Origin of the sequence: Massilia sp. LXY-6 (genome assembly GCF_051233485.1) — a bacterium.
Taxonomy (GTDB): Bacteria; Pseudomonadota; Gammaproteobacteria; order Burkholderiales; family Burkholderiaceae_D; genus Telluria.
Genome location: NZ_JBKFGF010000046.1, coordinates 68352 through 82398 on the forward strand (window position 1 = coordinate 68352; position 14047 = coordinate 82398).

Annotated in this window: 15 protein-coding genes, 1 tRNA gene and 1 other RNA gene; 8 read left to right on the forward strand and 9 right to left on the reverse strand. The window is 64.0% G+C overall.

Features of this window, described 5'->3' with window-relative positions:
* Positions 1 to 26: 26 nt before the first annotated feature.
* Positions 27 to 1115 (reverse strand): 3-phosphoserine/phosphohydroxythreonine transaminase, encoded by a 1089-nt coding sequence (serC, locus tag ACI48D_RS19650; RefSeq protein ID WP_435572936.1) that lies wholly within the window; start codon positions 1113 to 1115, stop codon positions 27 to 29.
* Between the two features lie 208 nt (positions 1116 to 1323).
* Entirely contained in the window at positions 1324 to 3939 is a 2616-nt protein-coding gene (gene gyrA / locus ACI48D_RS19655; RefSeq protein ID WP_435572937.1) for a DNA gyrase subunit A, read from the reverse strand.
* Positions 3940 to 4343: 404 nt separating this feature from the next.
* Here gyrA and ompA point away from each other — a divergent pair, with 404 nt between their 5' ends.
* From ompA to ACI48D_RS19675, 4 genes are all read left to right on the forward strand, one after another.
* Positions 4344 to 5060, forward strand: a complete 717-nt coding sequence (gene ompA, locus ACI48D_RS19660; protein ID WP_435572938.1) for an outer membrane protein OmpA — start codon at positions 4344 to 4346, stop codon at positions 5058 to 5060.
* Between the two features lie 128 nt (positions 5061 to 5188).
* Positions 5189 to 5890: a bifunctional 2-polyprenyl-6-hydroxyphenol methylase/3-demethylubiquinol 3-O-methyltransferase UbiG gene (ubiG, locus tag ACI48D_RS19665; protein ID WP_435572999.1), complete on the forward strand. Its 702-nt coding sequence runs from the start codon at positions 5189 to 5191 to the stop codon at positions 5888 to 5890.
* A 23-nt stretch (positions 5891 to 5913) separates the two neighbouring features.
* Entirely contained in the window at positions 5914 to 6621 is a 708-nt protein-coding gene (locus ACI48D_RS19670; RefSeq protein ID WP_435572939.1) for an HAD family hydrolase, read from the forward strand.
* A gap of 106 nt (positions 6622 to 6727) precedes the next feature.
* Positions 6728 to 7384 (forward strand): glycine zipper 2TM domain-containing protein, encoded by a 657-nt coding sequence (locus ACI48D_RS19675; RefSeq protein ID WP_435572940.1) that lies wholly within the window; start codon positions 6728 to 6730, stop codon positions 7382 to 7384.
* Positions 7385 to 7435: 51 nt separating this feature from the next.
* On the opposite strand, the gene ACI48D_RS19680 is transcribed toward ACI48D_RS19675, so the two are convergent.
* A complete protein-coding gene (locus ACI48D_RS19680; protein ID WP_435572941.1) occupies positions 7436 to 8314 on the reverse strand; it encodes a class I SAM-dependent methyltransferase in 879 nt (292 codons plus the stop codon).
* Positions 8315 to 8452: 138 nt separating this feature from the next.
* Here ACI48D_RS19680 and ssrA point away from each other — a divergent pair.
* Positions 8453 to 8811: a transfer-messenger RNA gene (gene ssrA / locus ACI48D_RS19685) on the forward strand.
* 230 nt (positions 8812 to 9041) lie between these two features.
* On the opposite strand, the gene ACI48D_RS19690 is transcribed toward ssrA, so the two are convergent.
* A tRNA-Ser gene (locus ACI48D_RS19690) sits at positions 9042 to 9136 on the reverse strand.
* Positions 9137 to 9347: 211 nt separating this feature from the next.
* Positions 9348 to 9749 (reverse strand): sensor histidine kinase, encoded by a 402-nt coding sequence (locus ACI48D_RS19695; RefSeq protein WP_435573000.1) that lies wholly within the window; start codon positions 9747 to 9749, stop codon positions 9348 to 9350.
* An 8-nt stretch (positions 9750 to 9757) separates the two neighbouring features.
* Between ACI48D_RS19695 and ACI48D_RS19700 the strand changes: the two genes are divergently transcribed.
* Positions 9758 to 10078, forward strand: coding sequence for a hypothetical protein (locus tag ACI48D_RS19700; RefSeq protein WP_435572942.1), 321 nt, complete (start codon positions 9758 to 9760; stop codon positions 10076 to 10078).
* A complete protein-coding gene (locus ACI48D_RS19705; RefSeq protein WP_435572943.1) occupies positions 10027 to 10215 on the forward strand; it encodes a hypothetical protein in 189 nt (62 codons plus the stop codon). Before ACI48D_RS19700 ends, ACI48D_RS19705 begins: the two co-directional genes overlap by 52 nt.
* Positions 10216 to 10280: 65 nt before the next feature.
* Here ACI48D_RS19705 and ACI48D_RS19710 read toward each other — a convergent pair whose 3' ends face one another.
* From ACI48D_RS19710 to ACI48D_RS19725, 4 genes are all read right to left on the reverse strand, one after another.
* The gene (locus tag ACI48D_RS19710) at positions 10281 to 10874 is read right to left on the reverse strand and encodes a type 1 glutamine amidotransferase domain-containing protein (protein WP_435572944.1); all 594 of its coding nucleotides are present in this window, start codon (positions 10872 to 10874) and stop codon (positions 10281 to 10283) included.
* Between the two features lie 20 nt (positions 10875 to 10894).
* A complete protein-coding gene (locus tag ACI48D_RS19715; RefSeq protein WP_435572945.1) occupies positions 10895 to 11491 on the reverse strand; it encodes a type 1 glutamine amidotransferase domain-containing protein in 597 nt (198 codons plus the stop codon).
* A 95-nt stretch (positions 11492 to 11586) separates the two neighbouring features.
* On the reverse strand, positions 11587 to 11898 hold the full coding sequence (locus tag ACI48D_RS19720) for a chaperone modulator CbpM (RefSeq protein WP_435572946.1): 312 nt from the start codon (positions 11896 to 11898) through the stop codon (positions 11587 to 11589).
* Positions 11899 to 11901: 3 nt separating this feature from the next.
* Complete coding sequence (locus ACI48D_RS19725; protein WP_435572947.1) at positions 11902 to 12828, reverse strand: DnaJ C-terminal domain-containing protein; 927 nt, start codon at positions 12826 to 12828, stop codon at positions 11902 to 11904.
* Between the two features lie 224 nt (positions 12829 to 13052).
* Here ACI48D_RS19725 and ACI48D_RS19730 point away from each other — a divergent pair, with 224 nt between their 5' ends.
* Positions 13053 to 13961 (forward strand): c-type cytochrome, encoded by a 909-nt coding sequence (locus ACI48D_RS19730; RefSeq protein ID WP_435572948.1) that lies wholly within the window; start codon positions 13053 to 13055, stop codon positions 13959 to 13961.
* Positions 13962 to 14047: the final 86 nt, after the last annotated feature.

A 14047-nucleotide genomic window follows, 5' to 3' on the forward strand; every position in this document is an offset into this window, starting at 1 on the left:
CCGCGCATGGGCGCGCACCGCGGGCGTCAGCGCCCGGCGAACTCGTTCAAATAATCGACCAGGGCTTGCACGCCCTCGATCGGCATCGCGTTGTAGATCGATGCCCGCATACCGCCGACGGACTTGTGGCCCTTCAGTTGCAGCAGCCCGCGCGCCTTGGCGCCGGCCAGGAATTGGTCGTTCAGGGATTCGTCGCGCAGGTAGAAGGGTATGTTCATGCGCGAACGGCATTCGGGCGCCACGCGATTCCGGTAGAAATCGTCGGCGTCCAGCGCCTCGTACAGCAGGCGCGCTTTTTCGATGTTACGGCGCTCCATCTCGGCCACGCCGCCCAGCCGCTTCAGGTGGGCGAACACCAGCCCGGCGATGTAGATCGCGTAGGTCGGCGGCGTGTTCAGCATGGAGTCGGCCTCGGCCACCGCGCGCCAGTTGAAGACGCCCGGGCAGATCGGCAGCGCGTCATCCAGCAGGTCGTCGCGCACGATCACCAGGGTCAGGCCGGCCGGGCCGATGTTCTTCTGGGCGCCGGCGAAGATGACGCCGTATTTCGACACGTCGATGGCGCGCGACAGGATGTGCGAGGACATGTCGGCGACCAGCGGCGTATCGCCCTGCACCGTCGGCACGAAGTTGAATTCGACGCCGTCGATGGTCTCGTTGGTGCAGACGTGCAGGTAGGCCGCGTCATCGCTGAGCTTCCAGCTCTCCTGCGGCGGCACGCTGGTGAAGCCGCCCGCTTCGCCGGAGGCGGCGACGTTCACGTTGGCGTAGCGGCGCGCCTCCTTGATCGACTTGCTGGACCAGGAGCCGGTCTGCACGAAGTCGATCGTGGCCGGCTGGGGCTTGCGTCCCGCCAGGTTCAGCGGCACGAGGGAATTTTCGCCGAGTCCCCCGCCCTGCATGAACAGGATCCTGTAATTGGCCGGAACGTTCAGCAATTCGCGCAGGTCGGCTTCGGCCTGCTTGTAGATCGAGATGAATTCGGGGCCGCGATGGCTCATCTCCATGACGGACATGCCGCTGCCGTGCCAGTCGAGCATTTCGGTGGCAGCCTGTTGCAGCACTTCTTTCGGCAGGACGGCTGGGCCGGCGGAGAAATTGAAAACCTGGGTCACGCGCACCTTTCCTTTGCGTTGCCGCCTTGCGGCAGGCCTGTTGCTGTCCCGGCATCGAGGACAGGAGAGCTTGATTTTCGCACGAAACTTGCAAAAAATCCTTATGCGGTCTGATTTTTCGCCGCAATGCAGCAAATCGCGGTGAACGCCGGCAAAAAAAAGGCCCGCGCATCGCTGCACGGGCCGTCTCAAGTGGAACAGGACAGGATTACTCCGGTGCCGGCTCCAGCTCGACTTCGTCGACGTCGCTCTCGACCACACGCTGCAGGCCGGACAGCTTGGTGCCGTCTTCCACCGCGATCAGGGTCACGCCCTGGGTCGCGCGGCCCATCTCGCGGATCTCGGCCACGCGGGTGCGGATCAGCACGCCACCGGTCGTGATTAGCATGATCTCATCGGTTTCATTCACCAGGGTCGCGGCCACGACCTTGCCGTTACGCTCGGTGGTCTGGATCGCGATCATGCCCTTGGTGCCGCGGCCGTGGCGGGTGTACTCCAGGATCGGGGTACGCTTGCCGAAGCCGTTCTCGGTGGCCGTCAGGACCGACTGCTGCTCGTTCTCGGCAACCAGCAGCGCGATCACGTTCTGGCCCTCTTCGAGATTCATGCCGCGCACGCCGCGCGCGGTACGGCCCATCGGGCGCACGTCGTTCTCGTCGAAGCGCACGGCCTTGCCGGCGTCCGAGAACAGCATCACGTCGTGCTTGCCGTCGGTGAGCGCGGCGCCGATCAGGAAGTCGCCTTCGTCCAGGTCGACCGCGATGATGCCGGCCTTGCGCGGGTTGCTGAAGTCGCGCAGCGGGGTCTTCTTGACGGTGCCCAGGCTGGTGGACATGAAGACGTAATGGTCTTCCGGGAAGCTCGAGTTCTCGCCCGACAGCGGCAGCACCACCGTGATCTTCTCGCCGTCCTGCAGCGGGAACATGTTCACGATCGGCTTGCCGCGCGAGTTGCGCGAACCCTGCGGCACTTCCCACACCTTCAGCCAGTACATCCGGCCGCGGTTGCTGAAGCACAGGATGTAGTCGTGGGTGTTGGCAATGAACAGCTGGTCGATCCAGTCCTCGTCCTTGGTCGCCATCGCCTGCTTGCCGCGGCCGCCGCGCTTCTGGGCCCGGTATTCCGAGATCGGCTGCGACTTCATGTAACCAGTGTGGGACAGGGTCACCACCATGTCCTGCGGGGTGATCAGGTCTTCGGTTTCCAGATCGCTGGCGTTGTGCTCGATGGCCGAGCGGCGCGCATCCTTGCCATTCTCGGTGTAGTCGGCCTTGATCTGGCCCATCTCGTCCACGATGATGCTGGTGACGCGCTCCGGCTTGGCCAGGATGTCGAGCAGGTCGGCGATGTGGGCCATCACTTCCTTGTACTCGTTGACGATCTTGTCCTGCTCCAGGCCGGTCAGGCGCTGCAGGCGCATCTGCAGGATTTCCTGCGTCTGCTCATCGGACAGGCGGTACAGGCCGTCCGGCTGCATGCCGTAGTGCTTCGGCAGGTGTTCCGGACGGAAGGCTTCGATGCCGCCGGCGGCCCCTAGCTCGGTACGGCTCAGCATCTCGCGCACCAGGGACGAGTCCCAGGTGCGCTGCATCAGCTCGACCTTCGCGACCGGCGGGGTCGGCGCGGCCTTGATGATGGCGATGAACTCGTCGATGTTCGCGAGTGCGACGGCCAGGCCTTCCAGCATGTGGCCGCGCTCGCGCGCCTTGCGCAGTTCGAACACGGTGCGGCGGGTGACGACTTCGCGGCGGTGCGACAGGAAGCTCTCGAGCATCTGCTTGAGGTTCAGCAGCTTCGGCTGGCCGTTGACCAGGGCCACCATGTTCATGCCGAAGGTGTCCTGCAGCTGGGTCTGCTTGTACAGGTTGTTCAGCACCACTTCCGGCACTTCGCCGCGCTTCAGCTCAATCACCACGCGCATGCCCGACTTGTCGGACTCGTCGCGGATGTCGGAGATGCCTTCCAGCTTCTTGTCGCGCACGTTCTCGGCGATACGCTCGAGCAGCGACTTCTTGTTCACCTGGTACGGCAGCTCGTCGACGATGATGGCCACGCGGCCGCCGTCCTTGCCGTATTCCTCGAAATGGGTCTTGGCGCGCATCACCACCCGGCCGCGGCCGGTACGGTAACCGTCGCGCACGCCGGAGACGCCATAGATAATGCCGGCGGTCGGGAAGTCGGGCGCCGGGATCAGCTCGATCAGCTCGTCGATCGTGCAGTCCGGATTGCGCAGCACGTGCAGCGCGCCGTTGATGACTTCGGACAGGTTGTGCGGCGGGATGTTGGTCGCCATGCCGACCGCGATACCCGAGGAGCCGTTCACCAGCAGGTTCGGGATGCGGGTCGGCAGGACCGTCGGCTCTTTTTCCTTGCCATCATAGTTCGGCTGGAAATCGACCGTGTCCTTGTCGATGTCGGCCAGCAGCTCCTGGGAGATCTTGTCCAGGCGACACTCGGTGTAGCGCATCGCCGCGGCGCTGTCGCCGTCGATCGAACCGAAGTTGCCCTGCCCGTCGACCAGCGTGTAGCGCAGCGAGAAATCCTGCGCCATGCGCACCAGCGTATCGTAGATCGAGGCGTCGCCGTGCGGGTGGAACTTACCCATGGTCTCGCCGACCACGCGGGCGCACTTCAGGTAAGGACGGTTCCACACGTTGTTCATCTCGTGCATCGCGAACAGCACACGGCGGTGCACCGGCTTGAGACCGTCGCGCGCATCCGGCAGAGCACGACCCACGATCACGCTCATGGCGTAATCGAGGTAGCTCTTGCGCATCTCTTCTTCCAGAGAAATTGGAATTGTTTCTTTTGCGAATTGATCCATGGGCGGGTCGACTGCTTTCAGGCGATAAAGGAAGTTTCCAAGGGGTAGATTTTACCACGCGCGCTATATCAGCAGTGCATTTTGAAAGCAAGCCCAGCACGCCAAGCGTGTGCACGTTTGCCAGTTTGACACATGCCTGTCATAAACTTTCGTCAAGCTTACGATCCGTTCACAGCGCGTTGTTGCGCAGAAACAACGCGACAAATCCCATGCGCCGCAATTGGGCCGCCTCTGGTCGTGCGGATGTGGCGTATGTGGCAAAATGGCCGAGAAGTTAATTGCTTGTTTCACAATGCGAAACGGACACATCCGTGCAAGATGTTAATATTCTGCCTATGTGCCTGCTCATGCGTTTGCTGGCGCACTTTCGCAGCGCGAAGAATTTACCGAAAGGAAGAAAAAATATGAAAAAAATAGCAACCCTCATGCTCGCAGCTTCGGCAGCGATGGCCGGCAGCGTTTTCGCGCAAAGCGCAGCGCCGTATGCACCGCTGACGACCGACATCCAGGCGCCGAGGCCGTACAGCGCTTACGTGCAGGATGCCCGCGGCGTGATCGCGCGCAATCCTTTCGGCCTGTGCTGGCGTACCGGCTACTGGACCCCGGCCGACGCGGTCCCGGGCTGCGACGCACCGCTGTGCGTGGCGCCTGAGAAACTCGAAAACGGCAAGTGCGTCGCTCCGCCGCCGCCACCCCCGGTCGAAGCACCGGCACCTGCCCCGGCTCCTGCCCCGGCACCGGCTCCGGTCCCGACCTCGGAAAAGGTCAGCTACTCGGCTGACGCCTTCTTCGACTTCGACAAGGCCGTGTTGAAGCCGGCCGGCAAAGCATCGCTGGACGACCTGGTCAGCAAGCTGAAAGACATCAACCTGGAAGTCATCATCGCCGTCGGCCACACCGACTCGATCGGCACCGATGCCTACAACCAGAAGCTGTCGGTCCGCCGTGCAGAATCCGTCAAGGCCTACCTGCAGAGCAAGGGCGTGGAATCGAACCGCATCTACACCGAAGGCAAGGGCGAGAAGCAGCCTGTGGCCGACAACAAGACTGCCGCCGGCCGTGCCAAGAACCGCCGCGTGGAAATCGAAGTCGTCGGTACCCGCGGCACCCAGCAGCAGTAATCTGCCGCTGCGGGCTGCTTGCCCCGATCAAACCCCGCTGCGGCGGGGTTTTTTTATGCGCCTTTTCGCGACGCAACCGTCGCCCTGCGACATTTCCGCTATTATTCCGACCTATGACTACGCAACCGATGACGGCCAACGCCGACCCCTTGGAAATCCAGAAATTCAGCGAACTGGCCCACCGCTGGTGGGACCCGACGTCCGAATTCCGTCCACTGCACGAGATCAATCCGCTGCGCCTGGAATGGATCAACGCGCGCGTGCCCCTTAGCGGCAAGAACGTGATCGACATCGGCTGCGGCGGCGGGGTGCTGTCCGAATCGATGGCGCGCAAGGGCGCAAAGGTGACCGGCATCGACCTGTCGAAGAAGGCACTGAAGGTGGCCGACCTGCATAGCCTGGAATCGGGCGTCGAGGTGCGCTACAAGCTGATCGCGGCCGAGGACATGGCCGCCGAGGAGCCGGGCCAGTTCGACGTCGTCACCTGCATGGAAATGCTCGAGCACGTGCCCGATCCGGCCGCCATCGTGCGCGCCGCGGCCACGCTCGTGAAACCGGGCGGCCATGTATTCTTCTCGACCCTGAACCGCAATCCGAAGTCCTACCTGTTCGCGGTGATCGGCGCCGAATATGTCCTGCGCATGCTGCCGCGCGGGACCCACGACTACGCCAAGTTCATCACCCCGGCCGAACTCTCCGGCTTCATCCGCGCCGCCGGCCTGCAGCTCGATGGCCTGAAGGGCTTGAGCTACAATCCGCTCACCAAGATCTATTCGCTGAACCAGGACACCGATGTGAACTACATGGTGGCCTGTACCAAGCCGCTTTAACCCGAATCACGAATCCGCAGTCCATGACCTTTCCTTCCCGCCTGCCTGCGCCGCGCGCCGTCCTGTTCGACCTCGACGGCACGCTGGCCGACACCGCGCCCGACCTCGCCGCCGCGGTCAACTGGCTGCGCACCGAGCGCGGCCTCGCACCGACGCCGTACGAGGTGCTGCGCCCGACCGCCTCGGCCGGTGCGCGCGGCATGATCGGCGCCGCCTTCGGCCTGGCCCCGGGCGACGACGGCTACGAAGAGCTGCGCCTGCAGTGGTTCGACCGCTACCAGTCGGCGATGGCGGTGGAGAGCTCGCTGTTCGACGGCGTGACCGAGCTGCTGAAGGGCATCGAGCAGGCCGGCATGGCCTGGGGCGTGGTCACCAACAAGCCGATGCGCTTTACCGACCCGCTGATCCCGCAGATCGGCCTGGCGCATGCGGGCTGCGTGGTGTCCGGCGACACCACCGCGCACGCCAAGCCCCACCCTGCCCCGCTGCTCGAAGGCGCACGCCTGCTGGGCCTGGCGCCCGAGGACTGCTGGTACGTCGGCGACGACCTGCGCGACGTCGAAGCCGGCCGTGCCGCCGGCATGGTCACGGTGGCCTGCGGCTGGGGCTATTGCGGCGAGATTCCTCCGGCAAGCTGGGGCGCCGACTATCTGCTGGAGACGCCACTGCACCTGCTGCAAGTACTGCGCGAGACGCTCAACGCGGCGCGTGCGTCCGAAGCATCGGCCTGAACCGTTACACATATTTACGATTGATACAGGGACAGGTCTATCCCTACATGATTCCGGCCGTTAATCTACTCCCATAGAACAACGCAACATCTCAGGAGCAGACAACATGGAAGCGATCAAGACCACCACCAACCGTATCCACCCGCTGATGGCAGCCGCCGCGGCATCCGTGGTCATCGTCAGCCTGGTCGGGGCGGCGGCGATCACCGGCATCCTGCCGAGCTCGAACAGTGCGCCGTCGCCGCAAGCCGCGGCACTGATGACTTCGCAGAACGGCTATGCGCCTGCCTATGCCGGCGCCCCGGCCCCGGCCGCCGCTCCGGTCAACGCATACGTCCAGCCGATGCAGGGCCAGCCGGTCGGCTACGCCCAGCCGGTCCAGGGCCAGCCGGTCGCCTATGCCCAGCCGGTCCAGGGCGCGTATGCCCAGCCGGCAGCGATGTACGCGCAGTCCGCTCCGGCCGCCGCCCCTGCGCCGGCACCGGTGGTCATCAAGGAAACCGTGATCAAGGAAGTGCCGGCCAAGCATACTGCGCCCCATCAGCGCACGGTCGTGCACCACACCTATGCCCGCGACGAGTACTATGCCCCGGCACCGCGTCCGGCGCCGCAGCCGAACTACGTCGGTATCGGCACCGGCGCCGTGATCGGTGGCCTGATCGGTAACCAGGTCGGCGGCGGCAACGGCAAGAAACTGGCGACCGTTGCCGGCATCATCGGCGGCGGCATGCTGGGCAACCAGATGATCAACACCAACCGCTGATCTTCGCGCTCAGCTTGAAGAAGCCGCAGGTGCGCAAGCCCTGCGGCTTTTTTACGTCTTGCGGAAAACGCTGACGATGATGTCGCTTGGGAACAGGCGCAGCAGCGGAATCGAACACAGCACGGCCACGTACTGCAGGTAGAGCGACGGTCCCGACATACCGCCGGCGCAGCGGATCCGCTCCAGCAAGCCCTTGGCGCGCAAGGAGGGCAACTCCTGGGAATGGACACAGGCGAAGCCATGCCTGCCTACCAGGCGTTCAAGGTTGGCGGGACGGAAGTAATGAACGTGGGGCGAAGGCAGGCCCTTCTGCCACAGGCGCTCGAAGGGGCTGCGCCAGCCCACCTTGGCGAAGGTTTTCGACAGGCGGTAGAAGAAGCCGGCGCTGTTCGGCAGGTTAAGGATCAGCAAGCCGCCCTCGCCCAGGCGCGCATGGCAGGCGTCGAGCGCGGCGCGGATGTCGGGAATATGTTCGATGACGTCGTTGAAGACAATGATGTCGAAGCTTTCGCCGGCTTGGAGCGCATCCGGGAAATACCCCTGGCGCACAGGCAGGCCGCGCGCCAGGGTGCGCCCCCCGACCACCGCATCCGGCTCGATGCCGAGCACGTCGAAGCGCTCGCGGGCGGTCTCCAGGAACCAGCCATGGGCGCAACCGACGTCGAGCAGGCGGTGCGCGCCCGGCCGGGCCAATGCGCCTGCCAGCTCGACGATATCGCGGAAATTCTCCTGGCGCAGCGCCTTCAGGCCCAGCTCGCGCTCATCCTCGTCGACGGGTGCGCCAAGCGGCTTTTCATTGATCGCGCCCTGCAGAGCGGCGCTTTCGTACCCACATCCGCGGCAGGCCGCATGCCATCCGGCCAGGCCGGCGGTTTGCGGGGTGCCACATACGATGCAACTCATATGGTCATGGTCTCCATTGGTCTTCATTGGACATCTCCTGCGAGCCGATTGTAGTCCTTGTTTGACAACTAAAATCTATCGAAAGCTAACATTCGCTTGCAATTTCGAGAGAGGCGGATCACTGCACATCGCCCCGGTTTGGAGTACAATGAGCTTTCTTCGTTGGGGGGCGACCTGGTTTCGACGTGGGTTGCAAAGCAGCGCAGGGCATACCGAGGACTGGTTACCTCGTAAATACATCCAGAAATCAATAACTGCAAACGATAACTCGTACGCACTCGCAGCTTAATCGCTGCTAGCTCTACACCACCTCGCCTCTGGGGTGTGCCGCAAGGCAAGTAGAGTCATTTACAGAGGCTAGGAATCAACCGGGTTACTTGGTTGCTTCCGAAATTTAAGGTAACTCGCTAGTACACAGGGTGCACATCCCCGTTGTACTGGTTAAATTAAAAGATAGTGCTAAGTATGTAGAACTGTCTGTAGAGTGCTTGCGGACGTGGGTTCGATTCCCACCGCCTCCACCAGTATTCAAAAACAAAGCCCTGCCGGCGCAAGCCGGTGGGGCTTTGTTTTTGAATACCCGCATGCGCAGCCGGGCATCGAATCCACGTCCGGCACGGACGTGGGGCGGAGCCGGGAATTCTCGCCGCACCGCGGCGAGCCGGCGGAGCGACGTTGCGCTTGCAAGCGCAACGGCTCTCCGATTCGTCTGACCAAGCGAAATCGCGCAGCGATTTTTGCCTTTCGCCTCAAAAGAAGGGGGCTGGATTCGAACCAGCGTCTCCTACAGAAACCTATAGGAACCAAAGTTTCAACCTTTGGTGCCTTGAACCGCTCGGCCACCCCTTCTCTGCTAACCAATTTTAACTGAAAGTGGTATATCGCCAATATATATGGCCGTCCCACAAGAATTAACTACAATGTCAGGCTTACTGCCCAGCATAGGCTTTCGAACATCTGGCTCTGCAAGCCACGCAACAATGGATCTCGGCCCTGTCAGGACCTGCAGGGGTCCATGATTACGCCGCCGGTTTCGCCCTCGCTTCTTTGAAACCAACGCTTACTGATAGTCCACGGCCGCCGCTCCGTTGTCCAGCGTCACCGTGGCACCATGCGCGTCGGCGATGCTGCGCACGATCGACAGGCCGAGTCCGCCGCCCCGCTCGTCATGGCCGGTAACCCGGTAAAAGCGGTCAAACTCACGCTCCCGGTTGGCGGGCGGGATGCCGGGTCCGTCGTCGGCCACCCGCACCAGCACTTCCCGATCGGTACGGATGACGCTGACGCCGACCTGCCCTCCGGATGGGGTGTAGCGCAGTGCATTGTCAACCGGGTTGCCGGCCAGGATACGCAGGCTCTCGGCGTTGCCGGAGAAGCATGGCGGTGCGGCGTGCTCCTCGGTCCCGACGATGCCGAGATCAATCCTCCTGGCGCAGCCCTGTCGTAGCGCTCGCCGACGCAGGCGCGCACATGAACACGGACTTCCGTCTGAAACTCGACGGCAGCTACGTCTGGAAGTACCAGAACTACAGCCAGGCCCTGAACGCGTATGACGAGAACATTGCCGGCACCTGGGATTTGTACGACTTCCCGGCGTCGCGCCTGAAGACCGTCACCAAGCTATACATGAAGAAGGGTGATGTCGACCACTCGATCACCATGAACTACAACAGCGGCTGGGGCAACAACAGCAACTCCTCGCCGACCTACTGCGTCACGCAGAAAGTCGCCCGGAAAACATGGCAACCTGTAACCACGTCGGCAGCAACACCACCTTCGATTACTCGCTGACCTACTCGGGCATCGATCACGTCAAGCTGAGCCTGTACGTCAACAACATCTTCGAACAGGACTATCCGATCACCTGGCGCGACGGCTACGTCTCGCAGTTCCGCCGCGTGTCCGTCGCAGCAAGCTACAAGTTCTGATCGTCGCCCCTCGGCGTGATATCCGAGACCAGGCTCCGGCCTGGTCTTTTTTTTGCGGGATCCGCCTACGAAGTCGGCCCCGGATCGGTCCCCGCCGCCATCATCAGCTCCTTCGCCAGCGCGTCGTTGAACGCCGGCAGGTCGGCCGGCTTGCGGCTGGTGACGAGGCGCGCATCGATCACCACTTCGTCGTCGGTCCACTCGGCCCCGGCATTGGTGAGGTCGCGCTTCAGGCTCGGCCAGCTGGTGAGATGCTTGGCGGTGGCGATGCCGGCATCGATCAGGGTCCAGGGACCGTGGCAAATCGCGCCCACCGGTTTGTCCTCGACATCGAAGCCGCGGATGAAGTCGATCGCTTCCCGGCTCAGCCGCAGCATATCCGGATTGGCCACGCCGCCGGGCAGGACCAGGGCGTCGAAGTCGGTCGGATTGGCGTCGCGCACGTTCATCTCGACCCTGAATTTGTCTCCCGGTTGCAGGTGGTTGAAACCCTGCACTTCCTCGCCGGCATTCTTCGGTGACAGCAGCACCACGGTCGCGCCGCGCTCCTCCAGGTAGGACCTCGGGCTGGTGTACTCGATCTGCTCGACGCCGTCCGTCATCAGCATGGCGACGCGCTTGCCTTGCAGCGGCCTGCCTGCTTGCTCAACTTGTTCCATATACGCTCCTAGTCTGGGCCTTAGTGGGCGCCGGATTGTCCAGGCTGCACGGCGGCCAGTTCGCTCAGGATGGCCTGGTTGAAGGCCGGGATGTCGTCCGGCTTGCGGCTGGTGACGAGCTTGCCGTCAACCACTACCTGCTCGTCGCTCCATTGTGCACCGGCATTCCGCAGGTCGAGTTGCAGGGTCGGCCAGCTGGTCATGCGCTTGCCGGTGACGAGGTCGGCGTCGATCAGGGTCCACGGACCATGGCAGATGGCGGCGATGGGCTTGTTCTCGCGGCCGAATTCGCGGATGAAGGTGATCGCCTCCGTCGACAGGCGCAACTGGTCCGGATTGGCGACACCGCCCGGCAGCACCAGCGCGTCGAAGTCGCCCGGGCGCGCATCGCGCACGTCCATCTCGACCTTGAACTTGTCGCCCAGGTCGAGGTGATGGAAGCCCTGAATCTCCTCGCCGCTCGGCTTCGGCGACACCAGCGTCACCTGGGCTCCCTGCTCTTCGAGAAAGCTGCGCGGGCCCGTGTATTCGACCTGCTCCACGCCATCCGTCATCAGGATGGCGACGCGTTTTCCTTGCAGGGCGCGGCCCCCTTGTTGTTGGGAATTCTGTTGCATATAGGCTCCTTGTAGTCGATAGAAAGTTATCGCTGTGGGAGGGCCGATTGTAGTTTTGCCCGCTACCGGGCGGCGCGCGCGTGCCTGCCCGAAACTCAGTCGAGACCCAGTGCGTGCAGGCGCGAGCGCAGGCGGCGCACCTCGTCGCCGAGGTCGACCACCAGCGCGGCCACGTCTTCATTGGCGTCGAAATCGCGCTCGACGCGCAGCAGCCGGCGCGCGCGCAGCAGGTCGCCGCTGCGGAAGCGCCATTCCGTGATCTGCACCGCGGGCTGGCCGCCGAGGATGCCGGACTGCACCCGCCGCACGACCCAGTCCGGTTCGACATTGCAGGCGCGCGCCAGTTCATCCAGGGTCAGGGCGACGTCGTCGAGTAATACGCCGCTCAGGCTCGTCATCTCATGCATCGCTTATGCTCCTATGCGTTCGCGTGGGTTGAAGGCAAGCTCGCGCGCCATCTGCTGGTACAGCTCGCGCGCGCGGTCGCTGGTGGCCGGCGGCAGCACCACGTCGAGGATCAGGTACAGGTCGCCCGGCTGGGATGCCGGAATGCCCCTGCCCTTCAGGCGCAGCTTGCGGCCGCTCTGCGAGCCCGGCGGCACCGTCACCTCGACCGTACCGCCTGGCGTCGGTACCGGGATGCTGGCGCCGAGCGCCGCTTCCCACGGCGTCACCGGCACGTTCTGGTACACGCTGCTGCCTTCGACGCGGTAGCGCGGATCCTGGTCGAACTGGATTTCCAGGAACAGGTCGCCCGGCCCGGCGCCGCCCATGCCCGGATGGCCCTGGCCCGCCAGGCGCAGCTGCTGGCCCGGCGTCACGCCCTTCGGGATGTTCACGCTCAAGGTCTTTTCCTGCTGGCCGGCGCGCAGGCCAATGGTACGCGTCGCGCCCTGGTAGGCGTCGCGCAGGTCGATCGAGATGGCGGCGTGGATGTCCTCGCCGCGCATCTGGAAGCCACCGGCGCCCCCCATGCCCGCGCCCGCGCCCGCGCCGCGGCGCCGTCCGCGTCCCATGTGGGCGAACAGGTCGGCGAAGATGTCTTCCGCGTTGCCACCGCCGCCGCCGAAATCGTACTGCTGGCCCCAGTCCGGCGGCGGCTGGAATTCCTGGCCGTGGCGCCTGCCCTGGCCGAGCTCATCGTAGGCGGCGCGCTTTTCGGCATCGCCCAGGACCTCGTAGGCCTCGTTGATTTCCTTGGTCTTCTCGGTCGCGTCCTTGTGCTTGCTGACGTCCGGGTGGTATTGCCGGACCAGCTTGCGGTAAGCCTTCTTGATGTCGTCGGCGGACGCGGTCCGTTCGACACCGAGGGTTTGGTAATAGTCCTTGTATTCCACGAGCTCGCTCCTGGATGGTGGATTGGATGTTCAATTACTCACAATATGGCGGCGACTGTTTCCTTTTCAACCATGGCCGGCACCGATGGCGGAGCGCATGCACGGCGCATACGACTGCTGATCCCGCACATACGGCAGCACATTCCCCATCGTTCAACCAGCTAGGCATAACGGCTGAGCAGTGCTAAATTGGCAATACGAAGGTATTTCCCTGGGAGTGGCACATGAGCATGAGCAAATGGGTCAAACGGACCAGCGTCGCGCTGGTGGCGCTCGGCCTGCTGGGCGTGGCGGCAACCGTGGTCGGCAAGGCGCTGGGCGAGCGCAAGATGGCGCGCAACGTGGCGCTGCAGGTGCGGGCGCTGGACGTGGTGCCCGATCCCGCGCGCGTCGAGCACGGGCGCTACCTGTACAACACGCGCGGCTGCGCCGAATGCCATGGCGGCGACGGTGCCGGCAAGACCATCGTGAACGACGGCAGCATGCACGTGGTCGCGCCCAACATCACCGGCGGCCCGAACGGCACCACGGCCGGCTACAAGGTCGTCGACTGGGTGCGCACCGTGCGCCACGGCGTCAAGCCGAACGGCAACCCGGTCATGATGATGCCCAGCGAGGACTACAGCCGCCTGACCGACGAGGACATGGCGGCCCTGATCGCCTTCCTCCAGCAGATGCGCCCGGTGTCCGGCAACAAGGCGATGATCGACGTGCCGGCCCAGGTGAAGGCCTTGTATGCCTTCGGCGTGATCCAGGACGCGTCCGAGAAGATCGACCATGCGCGGGCGCCGGCTTCCGCGGTCGCTCCCGCCATCACCCCGCAGTACGGCGCCTACGTGGCGAACGCCTGCATCGGCTGCCACGGCGCGGCCCTGAGCGGCGGCAGGATCCCCGGCACGCCGTCGTCCTGGCCGGCCGCCGCCAACCTGACGTCCGGCAAGGGCAGTGCCATGGTCCGCTACCCGACCCCGGAGCTGTTCATGGACATGCTGCGCAGCGGCCACCGCCCGGACGGCAAGCCGATCAGCCCGGTCATGCCCTTCGGCTCGCTCAGGCAGATGAACGATACCGACGTGCGCGCCCTGTACGCCTATCTGAAGACGGTGCCGCCGCGCGAGGCCGGGCGGCATTAAGCAAGCAGTAGGGTTGATTGATGCCGGGGGCATCAATCAGGTGCCCACGCGGACGCTGCAGTTTGCGAACGTTACGCGTGGGCACG

Bases quoted from the DNA above. Each gene is read 5' to 3' on its own strand.
- ACI48D_RS19680 (WP_435572941.1), bottom strand. From the start codon at position 8,314: ATGAAGACCAATGGAGACCATGACCATATGAGTTGCATCGTATGTGGC.
- ACI48D_RS19670 (WP_435572939.1), top strand. From the start codon at position 5,914: ATGACCTTTCCTTCCCGCCTGCCTGCGCCGCGCGCCGTCCTGTTCGAC.
- ompA (WP_435572938.1), top strand. From the start codon at position 4,344: ATGAAAAAAATAGCAACCCTCATGCTCGCAGCTTCGGCAGCGATGGCC.
- ACI48D_RS19730 (WP_435572948.1), top strand. From the start codon at position 13,053: ATGAGCATGAGCAAATGGGTCAAACGGACCAGCGTCGCGCTGGTGGCG.
- ubiG (WP_435572999.1), top strand. From the start codon at position 5,189: ATGACGGCCAACGCCGACCCCTTGGAAATCCAGAAATTCAGCGAACTG.
- ACI48D_RS19715 (WP_435572945.1), bottom strand. From the start codon at position 11,491: ATGCAACAGAATTCCCAACAACAAGGGGGCCGCGCCCTGCAAGGAAAA.
- ACI48D_RS19705 (WP_435572943.1), top strand. From the start codon at position 10,027: ATGGCAACCTGTAACCACGTCGGCAGCAACACCACCTTCGATTACTCG.
- ACI48D_RS19700 (WP_435572942.1), top strand. From the start codon at position 9,758: ATGAACACGGACTTCCGTCTGAAACTCGACGGCAGCTACGTCTGGAAG.
- ACI48D_RS19675 (WP_435572940.1), top strand. From the start codon at position 6,728: ATGGAAGCGATCAAGACCACCACCAACCGTATCCACCCGCTGATGGCA.
- ACI48D_RS19710 (WP_435572944.1), bottom strand. From the start codon at position 10,874: ATGGAACAAGTTGAGCAAGCAGGCAGGCCGCTGCAAGGCAAGCGCGTC.
- ACI48D_RS19720 (WP_435572946.1), bottom strand. From the start codon at position 11,898: ATGCATGAGATGACGAGCCTGAGCGGCGTATTACTCGACGACGTCGCC.
- gyrA (WP_435572937.1), bottom strand. From the start codon at position 3,939: ATGGATCAATTCGCAAAAGAAACAATTCCAATTTCTCTGGAAGAAGAG.